This window comes from Streptomyces sp. N50 (genome assembly GCF_033335955.1).
Lineage (GTDB): Bacteria > Actinomycetota > Actinomycetes > Streptomycetales > Streptomycetaceae > Streptomyces.
The window spans coordinates 775,470-787,206 of the sequence record NZ_CP137549.1; the positions used below are offsets into that span (position 1 = coordinate 775,470).

The following is an 11,737-nucleotide window of genomic DNA, read 5'->3' on the forward strand; positions in this document are numbered from 1 at the left end:
TGGAATCACATCACGAGAGGACACCACGTTGCCCGGCCGACCGGGCTGATCCGGCCGACCGGGCAACAGGTTCTCACTTCTCCATGGCCTCGATCAGACTCTTGGGCCGCATATCGGTCCAGGACTTCTCGATGTAGTCGAGGCATTCCTGGCGCCCCGCCTCCCCGAACACCGAATTCCAGCCGTCGGGCACGTCGACGAAGACCGGCCAGAGCGAGTGCTGCCCCTCGTCGTTGACCAGGACCAGATAGCTGGCATCGGGGTCGTCGAATGGATTCGTCACCACGCCGTCCCTTCTGGGGTGAATGAAAATCGGGCAGTCTGGCCCGTCTCGATTCACTATGGGCCAGACCCACATGACTAATCAATCTTCGGCGATCATCTCCTCCGCTGTTCAACTGTGCCTTCGCACCAGTTGAACAGCCCAGGTGCCACACTCCCCGAAACAGATCGCCGGCCGACCGCGGTGCGAGCACCCCCGGGGGCCGGACCCGCACGTGTCCCAAGAGGTGATCGGCCTGCGCCTGGCGGGAGTTGACCGCCTTTCGCTCCGGGCTCACCAGGCGCCGTCCCCGTGCGGCGGCCGAGGAGGGCCGGACCCGATTCCACGCGACGCTCGGCACCGACGAGCGCCCCGGCCAGATCCTGAACCAGAAGATCAAGAAATTCCGGAACGCCACAGGAGGAGTAGACAGACATGGGCGTCGAAGATCGCGAGGAATGGGATGCCGTCGTGGTCGGAGGCGGACCCGGCGGATCCACGCTGGGTGCCCTTCTGGCCATGCAGGGACACCGGGTTCTGATACTGGAGAAAGAAACTTTCCCGAGGTATCAGATAGGCGAGTCGCTGCTGCCGTCCACCGTCCACGGCGTATGCAGGCTGACGGGTGTCTCGGAGGAGCTGGACAAGGCTGGATTCACGCTGAAGCGGGGCGGAACCCTACGCTGGGGAGCCAACCCGGAGCCATGGACGTTCTCGTTCGCCGTGTCGCCGAAGATTGCCAGCGCGACCTCGTTCGCCTATCAGGTGGAGCGGTCGAAGTTCGACAAGATCCTGCTCGACCACGCGGTGAAGAAGGGGGCCGAGGTCCGGCATCAGGTGACGGTCGACGACGTCATCGACGACGGCGAGCGGGTCCGCGGTGTGACGTACACGGACGCGGACGGGACCGAGCGCGAGGCGTACGCGAAATTCGTCGTGGACGCGTCGGGAAACGGCAGCCGAATCCACAAGCGGGTGGGCGGGACCCGTGAGTACTCCGAGTTCTTCCGCAGTCTGGCGCTCTTCGGCTACTACGAGGGCGGAAAGCGCCTGCCGGCGCCGAACTCCGGGAACATCCTCTCCGCGGCCTTCAGCAGCGGCTGGTTCTGGTACATCCCGCTCAGTCCCACCCTCACCAGCGTCGGCGCGGTGGTCAGACGGGAGGACGCGGCCCGTATCCAGGGCGACCCGGAGACCGCGCTGCGGAGCCTGATCGACGAGTGCCCGCTGGTCAAGGACTATCTCTCCGACGCCACCCGGGTGACCGAGGGGCAGTACGGCCAACTGCGGGTACGCAAGGACTACTCGTACCACCAGACCAAGTTCTGGCGCCCCGGGCTGGTCCTCATCGGTGACGCCGCCTGCTTCGTGGACCCGGTGTTCTCCTCGGGCGTCCATCTGGCCACCTACAGCGCGCTGTTGGCGGCCCGCTCCATCAACAGCGTCATGGCCGGACTGGTCGAGGAGGAGCCCGCCTTCGACGAGTTCGAGGCCCGCTACCGGCGCGAGTACGGCGTGTTCTACGAGTTCCTGATGTCGTTCTACGACATGCACGTGGACGAGCAGTCGTACTTCTGGTCGGCGAAGAAGGTGACCAAGAACGCGCACACCGAGCTGGAGTCCTTCGTGGAGCTCGTGGCCGGGGTGTCCTCCGCGGAATTCGCCCTGGACGGCGCCGAATCGGCGGCGGTGCGGATGAAGACCAAGGCGGCGGAGTTCGCCTCCGCGCTGGACACCATGGCCGCCGACGAGGAACAGGGCATGGTCCCGCTCTTCAAGTCCGCGGCCGTCCGCGAGGCCATGCAGGAGGGCGGCCAGGTGCAGAGCCGGGCCTTCCTCGGTGAGGCACTGGGCGCCGACGTCCCGCTCTTCCCGGGCGGCCTGGTCGCCTCCGGTGACGGCATGCACTGGCTGGAAGCGGAAGCGAAGTGAACCGGGCGGGACGAGGACGTGGCGAGGGGGGCCGGTGAACACCGAAGCAGTGACAACCGTGGTGGTCGGGGACGTCGCACTGATCGTCGTCGCCTCATGGCTGCTGGGCACGCTGGCCCGCCGCTGCGGCCAGCCCACCGTGATCGGACAGATCGTGGCGGGCATCGCGCTGGGGCCGACGCTGCTCGGGCAGCTGCCGGGGAATCCCACCGCCCACCTCTTCCCGCCGGAAGTGAAGCCGTTCCTGACGGTGCTCGCCCAGGTCGCGGTCGTCATCTTCATGTTCCTGGCGGGATACGAGATCGACTTCGGCCTGCTGCGCCGCGGCGGCCGGGCGGTGGCCTCCGTGGCGTTCCTCGCCCTGCTGGTCCCCATGGGGCTGGGCGTCGGTGCGCTGAAGCTGTTCGACGGCGTCTTCTCCGCGGCCGGACAGGGCCATACCGACGGGCGGTCGTTCGTCCTCTTCATGGCCGTGGCGCCCGCGGTGACCGCCCTGCCCGTGCTCGCCGCGATCGTGCGCGAGCGGGGCATGGCGGGCAGCTCCGCGGGCACCGTGGCCATGACCGCGGCCGGCTTCATGGATGTGGCCGCCTGGCTCGTGCTGGCCGCAGCGTTCGCCGGCACCGGGCACGCGTCCGACCACGCCTGGCCGGTGACACTGCTGCTCATCGTGCTCTTCGTCGCGGCCATGCTGCTCGTCGTACGCCCGGTGCTGGGGCGCTGGCTCGGGCGTCCGGGCGCGCTGCTGATGAACCCCATCCCCATCGCCCTCGGACTCGCCCTCGGCAGCGCGTGGGTCACCTCGTCGCTCGGGCTGCACCCGGTGTTCGGAGGGTTCCTCGCCGGGCTGGCCATGCCCCGTGTCAACGGCCGGCCGGATGCCGAGGTGCTCCAGACGCTGGAGCAGGCCGCGGGCGTGCTGCTGCCGCTGTTCTTCGTGACGACCGGGCTGTCGTTCGACATCGGCGCGCTGGGCGTGCACGGTGCCGTTCTGCTGGCCCTGATCCTCGCCATCGCCATCGTGGGCAAGATACTCCCCGGGTATGCCGGGGCCCGGATCGGCGGGCTCGATCCGCATCAGTCGGCGCTGGTGGCCGCACTCGTCAACACCCGCGGCCTGACCGAGCTGATCGTGCTCAACGTCGCCCTGGACGCCGGGATCATCGGAGCGCAGGTCTTCACGGTCTTCGTCATCATGGCCCTGGTCACCACCTTCATGACCGGCCCGCTGCTGCACCTCATCGGCCGCCGCGGACCGGCACCGGCACCGGAGGCCGGCCGGACCGACGAAGCAGGCGGGGCAGCGCTCCCCCAGGAGCACGCCGGTCAGGACCGCTGAATCGCGGCCGCCGTCATACCCAGGGAGGACGAGCCCTGCGCCGGGGTAAATCCGCGGGTGGTTTCTCAGACCGTCCGGGGGCCGACGTTTCCGCACGGGCTCTGCCCCACGATGGAATCGCGGTCTTCGCCTACCCGTCGCTCCAAGTCAGAGCGTGCGCCCGACCGTCCGGCTTTCACTGGAGCCCGTTCGAGCCGACCCTCACCTGGACAGGACCATGTATCGCACCGCGTTCCGCAACCTGCTCGCCCACAAGGGCCGCCTGCTGATGACGGCGCTCGCCATCATGCTCTCCACGGCCTTCGTCGCCGGGACCTGGATCTTCTCCGACACCGCCAAACTGGCGGCGCGGAACAGGGTCACCACCAGCTACGACGACGTGTCGGTCCTGGTGTCCGACCTCACGGCCGGTCACCACGCCGGCGCCCGGCAGAAGAGCGCCAAGGCGTCCGGCCGGCTGACCGACGCCACCGTCCGGGACTTCGCGACGCTGCCGGGAGTGGAGAAGACACGCGGCGAGGTGACCGGATTCCTCGGTGTCGCCGACAAGCACGGCCACATGACCAGCGAGGCCGGCACGTCCAGGGGCGGCAACTATGTTCCGGACGCGTCCGGCAAGGATTCCCGCTACCCGATGGTCAAGGGCCGGGCTCCGCGGCAGAACGGCGAGATCGCCCTCGACAGGAAGAGCGCGGAGAAGGCCGGCTACCAGGTCGGCGACGTTGTCCGCATCGCCTCGAACGGCCCGGTGGTCAAGGCGAGACTGACGGGCATTTTCACCACCGATGAGCCCATGGTGTCCGCCGGCGGGACGCTGACCCTCATGGACACCGCCTACGCGCAGCGGACCTTGCTGACCTCCGGCCAGTACAGCGGAATCGCGCTCACGGCGAAGGCGGGCACATCCGAGGCCGCGCTGCTGGCCGAGGTCAGGGACAAGCTGCCGAGCAACACCCAGGACGTGCTCAAGACCGGCAAGCAGCTCGACGCCGAGCAGGCGGACCGGCTCCAGCAGAGCGGTCACAGCCTGCGCGTCATCCTGATGTTCTTCGCCGCCGTCGCGCTCTTCGTCAGTGTCTTCCTCATCGCCAACACCTTCGTCATGCTGATCACCCAGCGCGCCAGGGAACTCGCCCTGCTGCGCGCGGTCGGCGCGAGCCGCTCGCAGGTCGCCAAGTCGGTCCTCGCCGAAGCACTGATGGTCGGCTTCACCGCCTCCGTGTGCGGCTTGCTCTGCGGTGTCGGTATCGGTGCCGGGCTGCAGGCCGTCATGAAGGCGGTGAAGCCGAGCATGCCGACCGGCCCGCTGGTCTTCAGCGCGACGACGGTCGTCGTCACTCTCACCCTCGGCACCCTCGTCACCGTTCTCTCCGCCCTGCTGCCCGCGGTGCGCGCTTCCCGGGTTCCGCCGGTGGCCGCGATGAACAGCGGCGAGCAGCCGGCCGGTCAACGCAGCCTGCTGGTCCGCAACGCCTTCGGTATCGCGGGCGTCGCGATCGGTGCGGGGGTGGTCCTTTTCGGCGCCGGCCCTCGCTCGTCCGGGCTGGCCAAGGTCGCCTTGGGTGCCGCGTTCACCGCCGTGGGCCTGCTGTTCCTGCTGCCGCTGCTGTCGCGCCCCGTCATCGCGCTGGCCGCCCCGCTGCTGATCAGGCTCTTCCGCAGCCCGGGAAAGCTGGCCCGCCTCAACGCGGTCCGCAACCCGCGCCGCACCGCGGCGACGGCCGGGGCGCTCGCCATCGGCCTCACGATGATCACCGCGATGACCGTGGTCGGCACCTCGGTGACCCAGGCCGTCGACAAGACCGTCACGGGGAGCCTCAAGGCCGACTACTCCATCGCCATGGCCAACAGCGACGGCCTCTCCTCCGACCTGGCCGGCGCCGTCGCCAAGGCGCCCGGGGTAGCTGCCTCCAGCCCGGTCTCCTATGCCTACTGGGGCGTGGACGGCACCGACCACGAGATCGAAGGACTCGACGCCGCCAGCTACGACCAGCTGGTCAGCTTCACCCTCAAGTCCGGCTCGGTCCAAGCCCTCAAGCAGGGACGGGTCCTGGTGGACGCCGACGTCGCGAGGATCAGCCGCCTGTCGGTCGGCTCCCCGGTGAAGGTCACCTACCCGGACGACTCCACCGGCACGATGACCGTCGGCGGCGTCTTCGAGGACAGCAAGATGCTGTCCTCGATCCTGGTCCCCAACTCCGTGATCACCGAGCACCAGCCCGACGCGTACGTCAAAAGCATCCTGGTCAAAGGTACGAACGGTGCCACCGGCGCCCTGGAGAAGTCGCTCAAGGCCGCCACGGGCGACAACCCGGTGATCGACGTCAAGGACCGGACGGGCATGCGGAGCGACTTCAGCAGCACCATCACATCCGCCCTCAACCTGCTCTATCTGCTTCTCGGGATGTCCGTTCTGGTCGCCGTCCTGGGCGTGATCAACACGATGGCCATGTCGGTCGCCGAACGCAGGCGTGAGATCGGCATGCTGCGCGCCATCGGCATGGACCGCGGTGGGGTCAAGCGCATGGTCCAGCTGGAGTCGGTGGTGATCTCGCTCTTCGGAGCGGCCTCCGGAATGGCACTGGGAACATTCCTGGCCTGGGGCGCCAACCGCACCTTCGTCGGCGCCCAGTTGGACAACGTCCCGACGGTCATCCCCTACGGCCAAATGCTTCTCTTCCTGTTCCTGTCCGGGTTCATCGGTGTCGTCGCCGCCCAGTGGCCGGCCCGCCAGGCCGCCCGGCTCGACATTCTGGCGAGTATCCAGACGGCCTGATTGCGAATAGGGCGCCTGTTCAACTGCGGTTACACGGCGGTTGAACAAGCGCCCTTTGAACATTGCTCGCGGAGTGTCTTCGGACCATGCTGCTGTGGAGAGCACCCTGCGCACGCCGAGCGGGTGCGTTTCCGGCATCGAGGAGAACTCCCATGACCGATCGGCAGAATTGGGCACCTCAGCACATCACCCCGGAAGTGGCGCGTGTACCGGCAACCATTCAAGGTCTTGTCGAATACCTCGGATCCACCGATGTCCACGATCTGCTGGACCGTCATATGGCTTTGCTCTTCAGGGGTTTCGAGGTGAACGGGACAACGCTGGAGGATGTGATGCCACTCCTGCTGGCCGAACGACTGGCGTACGTTCACGGAAACACGCCCAGAACCAAAGTCGGCGACAATGTCTACACGTCGACGGAATACCCACCCGAGTACGCGATCTCCATGCACAACGAACTCTCCTATGCGCATTCCTGGCCGTCACGCCTGCTCTTCTCCTGCGTGCGGCCGGCCGCTTCGGGGGGCGCGACCCCGCTCCTCGACAGCGCCCTCTGGCTGGACCGGCTCGACGACCGCATCCGGGAGTCCTTCAGCGGGGGCCTGTGCTACCGGCAGTACCTGCACGGCGGCCGGGGCTTCGGCAAGAGCTGGCAGGCGACCTTCGAGACGGACGACCCCGCGCAGGTCGAGAAGCTGCTGGGCGCCACCGGGGCCAGCTGGGAGTGGACCGCTTCCGACGCGCTGCGCGTCAGCCACCTCCGCCCCTCGACCATCGAACACCCGGGCACCGGTGAGGAGGTGTGGTTCAACCAGGCGGATCAGTGGCACGCCGCGTCCCTGGGCGAGGAGACGATGCGAGACCTCGCCTCGATCGTGCCCGCCGACGAACTCCCCCAGTCCGTGACCTTCGCCGACGGCTCCCCGATACCCGACGAGTACGTCCTCGCGGTGCGTGACCAAGGCCTGGCGCTGGCCGTGGACGTCGCCTGGCAGCAGGGCGACGTCCTGCTGATCGACAACGTCGCCGTGGCGCACGGGCGCAGGCCCTTCTCGGGCAACCGCCGGGTGCTGGTCGCCATGTCGTAGGAGATGTTCGACCGCTGACAGCGAAGAGGGCCCGACGCCGACCGTCGGGCCCTCTTCGCTGACAGCGGGCCTGATACGGGGGTGCGGGCGCCGAGTTGTACGTCAGCTCGGCGCCCGCACCCCCGCGTCACCGCCGCGCCGTGGCGGGCCGGCGTCACCGGCCCGCCAGGGCGCACCGCCCGTCTACTCCAGTCCCAGCCAGTCGGCCACCAGGCCCCAGATCTCGGCCAGCGCCTCGGGCCGCCCCATCTCCTTGTGCGTGCGGGCGATTCGGGGTGCCGCCACGGTTCCCGAGACGTACGGCGCCCACACCTCCGGCTCGGGAGCGTCCTCCTTGCGGCCCTCCGAGGCGACGACGAGCAGGGCGTCACCCTCGAACCGGCCGAACTCGTGGCCGACCCTGACCAGGGTGTTGTTCACGTTGACCCGGGCGAGCGCGGCCAGTTCGTCCTCCGAGAGATCCCCGAGGACCTCACCCATCTGCTCGCGGATCTCCTCCGTCAACCGCTCGACCTGCCGCGCCTTCCAGGATTCCAGCGAGTCGGGTTCCCCGCTCACCGCGTCCCTCGGGCCGCCCGCGGGCACCGGCCGATCCTCGTCGTGGCCGGGCGACGGGTACGAGTCCAGGATGACCAGGGCGGACACCTCCTCGCCCGCGGCCTGCAGTTGTACGGCCATCTCGTGCGCCACCACCCCGCCGGCGGACCATCCGACCAGCTGGTACGGACCGGACTCCTGAACGGTGCGGATCTGCTCGACGTAGTCCGCCGCCATCTCCCGTAGCGAGGCGGCCGGTTCACTCGTCCCGTCCAAGCCCCTGGCCTGCAGGGCGTAGACCGGGTGCCCCTCCGACACGTAACCGGCCAGTGGCATGTAGCACCAGCTGAGACCGCCCCCCGGGTGGACCCAGAAGAACGGCGTCTTGCTGCCCTCGGTACGGATCGGCAGCAGCGTCCCCAGCAGATCCTGGACGGACGCCATGCCCGTCGCGCTGCGGGCCCGGGCCAGGTCCGCCGCGATCTCATCGGCGTCCAGTTCGACCACCGTCGCGTCAGCGGATTCGGTGGCACCCTCACCCTCGGGAGCCGGATCCGCCGATGCCGGACGCCGCTCCTGTTCCGGTTCTTCCGGTCCGGCCGCCGCGGCGAGTCCCGCCGGCGTCGGCGACTCGAAGAAGGACTGTACGGAGACCGGCACGCCGCGCTCCCGCAGAGCCGCGACAAGCCGGATCGCCAGCAGCGAGTGCCCGCCCAGCCGGAAGAAGTTGTCGTGCATCCCCACACCGGACAGCCCGAGCACCTCGGCAAACGTCCGGCACAGGATCTCCTCCCGGCGGGTGACCGGCTCCGCCCCGCCGCCGGTCGCGTGGTCGGGGGCGGGCAAGGCCTTGCGGTCGAGCTTGCCGTTGCCGGTCAGCGGCAGTGCGTCCAGGACGACGACCGCTGCGGGGACCATGTGCTCGGGCAGCCGGGACGCCGTGAACTCCCGGACGGCATGCGGGAGTTCGGCTACGTCGGTGTCCTGGCCGGATGCGACGACGTAGGCGACCAGGCGGGTGTCGCCGGGACTGTCCTCGCGGGCGATCACGGCCGCCTGGGTGACCTGCGGATGCGCTGCGACCGCCGTCTGCACCTCACCGGGCTCCACCCGGAAGCCGCGGATCTTGACCTGGTCGTCCGCCCGGCCCGCGAACACCAACCTGCCGTCGGCCGTCCAGCGGGCCCGGTCGCCGGTGCGGTACATCCGCTCGCCCGAGCCGCCGTACGGGCAGGCCACGAACCGCTCCGCCGTCACACCGGCCTGACCCACATAGCCACGCGCCAACTGCGCACCAGCCACATACAGTTCACCGGTCACACCCGGAGCCACCGGCTTCAGGGCAGCATCCAGGACGTAGAAACGGGTGTTGGCCACAGGTGTGCCGACCGGAACAACCCCGGACGCCACCGTCTCCTCGGTCAGACGCGTCGTCGCGACACCGATCGTCGTCTCGGTCGGACCGTAGTGGTTGAACACCTCCCGGTCCCCGGCCGCCGCCAGCAACTCCCCGACCAGAGCGGGCGAGGCCGCTTCACCCCCAAGTACGAGGGACTTCGCGGGCAGCACCGCACCCGCACCCAGCGCCGCCACATGCGACGGCACCGCCTTGAGATAGTCGATCCGCTGCTCGGCGAGGTACTGCGCTACCGCCACCGGGTCGGTGACCTCTTCCTCCTCCAGGACGTGCAGCTCACCCCCAGTGGTCAGACTCGCGAAGACCACCGTGTTGCCCAGGTCCGTCGCCTGCCCCTGCAACACCGCATACCGGCCACCCGGCACACCAAAACCCACCCGACCCGGCACCGACGACACATAGTTCGCCAACGCCCCGTGCGTGACCGCAACCCCCTTCGGCCGCCCCGTCGACCCCGACGTATAAATCACATACGCCAACTGGCCAGCCTCGACCGACACTTCGGGCGCCGTATCCGGCAGCGCAGCCAACTGCATCGCGGTCAGCGTCCCGTCCACCGCCACCAGCCGATACCGGCCCGCCGGCAGATCCCCCAGAATCTCCTCCGTCGTCAACGTCAACACCGCACGACTGTCCCGGAGTTGATAAGAAATCCGGTCGGCCGGCTGCCCCGCGTCAAGCGGCAGATAACCCGCGCCCGCCTTCCACACGGCAAGAATGCCCGCGATCGTCTCCACACCGCGCGGCAGGCACAACCCCACCACCGACTCCGCACCCACACCCTGCGCCCGCAGATAATGCGCCAGTCGATTCGCCCGCGAATCAAGCTCCGCAAACGACACTCGATGCTCACCCGAGACGACCGCCACCGCACCCGGCGTCCGCCCCACCTGCGCCTCGAACAGCCCCGGAACCAACACCGGTCCGATCCCGACCGCCGTGTCGTTCCACTCACCCAGCACCCGACGCCGCTCATCCGCGTCCAGCGCGTCAATCCGCGACAGCCGTGTCTCCGGCGCTTCGACGGCCCCTTCCAGAACCCGCAGCAGCCGATGCGCGATCTGCTCGGTCGTCTCGGCGTCGAACAGATCCACGGCGGCGATGAGGGCTCCGCGTAGTCCTCGGGGACCGCCCCCGGCTTCGAAGACCTCGCCGAGGATCACGTTCAGGTCCAGCTTCGCCGCCCCGGTGCTCGCGGGCAGCGAGCCGACGCGCAGTCGTGGTGCGTCCAGTGCCGACGCGTCACCGGACGTCGCGGTGGGAGCGATGTTCTCCAAGGTGAGATTGACCTGGAAGAGGGGGTGCCGGGCGAGTGAGCGGGTCGGGGCCAGTTCCTCCACCAGCCGCTCGAACGGCACGTCCTGGTGGGCGAACGCCGACAGGCTGGTCTCCCGCACGCGCTCCAGGATCTCGCCGAACGTCGGGTCGCCGGACAGGTCCGTGCGCAGTACCAGCGTGTTGACGAAGAAGCCGACCAGGTCGTCCAGGGCCTCGTCGGTGCGCCCCGCGTTCGCCGTGCCGATCGGGATGTCCGTCCCCGCACCCAGCCGGTTCAGGGTCACCGCGAGGGCCGCCTGCAGCACCATGAACAGCGTCACGCCCCGCTCACGCGCCAGCGCCACCAGACGCTCGTGCACCTCGGCCGGAATCTCCAGCGGCACCTCGCACCCGCGGTAGGAGGCCACGGCCGGGCGCGGCCGGTCGGCCGGCAGCTCCAGCTCCTCCGGGAGCCCCGCCAACGCCTCGCTCCAGTACGCCACTTGCTGGGACAGCACGCTCTGCGGGTCGTCCTCGTCGCCGAGCACCTCCCGCTGCCACAGCGCGTAGTCCGCGTACTGCACCGGCAGCGGAGCCCACTGCGGCGCCCTGCCCGCGCTGCGTGCCGCGTAGGCGGCCGTCAGGTCCCGGGCCAGCGGCGACGTCGACCAGCCGTCACCCGCGATGTGGTGCATCAGCAGCACGAGCGCGTACTCGTCCGGGCCCACCTCGAACAGCGTGGCCCGCAGAGGCATCTCGGTCGACAGGTCGAAGCCGTACGCCGCCGCCTCGGCGACCGCCGCCGCAAGACCGTCCTGGGACACCCGGGTGACGGCCAGTTCGAATCCGGTCTCCTCCACCGTCAGAACGCGCTGGAACGGCTGCCCGTCGATGTCCGGGAACACTGTGCGCAGCACCTCGTGCCGGCCGACCACGTCCCGGAGTGCGGCGTTCAGCGCCGTCCGGTCCAGCTCGCCGGTCAGGCGCAGCGACAGGGGGACGTTGTACGTCGGACTGGGGCCCTGCAGCTGTGCGATGAACCACAGCCGCCGCTGGGCGAAGGAGAGCGGCACCCGCTCCGGGCGCGTCATGGTCGTCAGCGGTGTACGGGCCTCGTCGGCCCCGCTCA

The 11,737-nt window shown here is 69.2% G+C and carries 6 protein-coding genes; 4 read left to right on the forward strand and 2 right to left on the reverse strand.

The window, feature by feature from the left end; genetic code table 11:
• Positions 1-73 precede the first annotated feature (73 nt).
• The gene (locus tag R2B38_RS03305; protein WP_318014869.1) at positions 74-283 is read right to left on the reverse strand and encodes an MbtH family protein; all 210 of its coding nucleotides are present in this window, start codon (positions 281-283) and stop codon (positions 74-76) included.
• A 414-nt stretch (positions 284-697) separates the two neighbouring features.
• Between R2B38_RS03305 and R2B38_RS03310 the strand changes: the two genes are divergently transcribed.
• The 4 genes from R2B38_RS03310 to R2B38_RS03325 all read left to right on the forward strand — a co-directional run bounded on the left by R2B38_RS03310 (position 698) and on the right by R2B38_RS03325 (position 7,397).
• The gene (locus R2B38_RS03310; protein WP_318014870.1) at positions 698-2,194 is read left to right on the forward strand and encodes a tryptophan 7-halogenase; all 1,497 of its coding nucleotides are present in this window, start codon (positions 698-700) and stop codon (positions 2,192-2,194) included.
• Positions 2,195-2,228: 34 nt separating this feature from the next.
• Positions 2,229-3,533, forward strand: a complete 1,305-nt coding sequence (locus tag R2B38_RS03315; RefSeq protein WP_318014871.1) for a cation:proton antiporter — start codon at positions 2,229-2,231, stop codon at positions 3,531-3,533.
• Between the two features lie 217 nt (positions 3,534-3,750).
• The gene (locus R2B38_RS03320) at positions 3,751-6,309 is read left to right on the forward strand and encodes an ABC transporter permease (protein ID WP_318014872.1); all 2,559 of its coding nucleotides are present in this window, start codon (positions 3,751-3,753) and stop codon (positions 6,307-6,309) included.
• Between the two features lie 152 nt (positions 6,310-6,461).
• The gene (locus R2B38_RS03325) at positions 6,462-7,397 is read left to right on the forward strand and encodes a TauD/TfdA family dioxygenase (protein WP_318014873.1); all 936 of its coding nucleotides are present in this window, start codon (positions 6,462-6,464) and stop codon (positions 7,395-7,397) included.
• Between the two features lie 183 nt (positions 7,398-7,580).
• On the opposite strand, the gene R2B38_RS03330 is transcribed toward R2B38_RS03325, so the two are convergent.
• Positions 7,581-11,699 (reverse strand): non-ribosomal peptide synthetase, encoded by a 4,119-nt coding sequence (locus R2B38_RS03330; RefSeq protein WP_411978554.1) that lies wholly within the window; start codon positions 11,697-11,699, stop codon positions 7,581-7,583.
• Between the last annotated feature and the right edge of the window lie 38 nt (positions 11,700-11,737).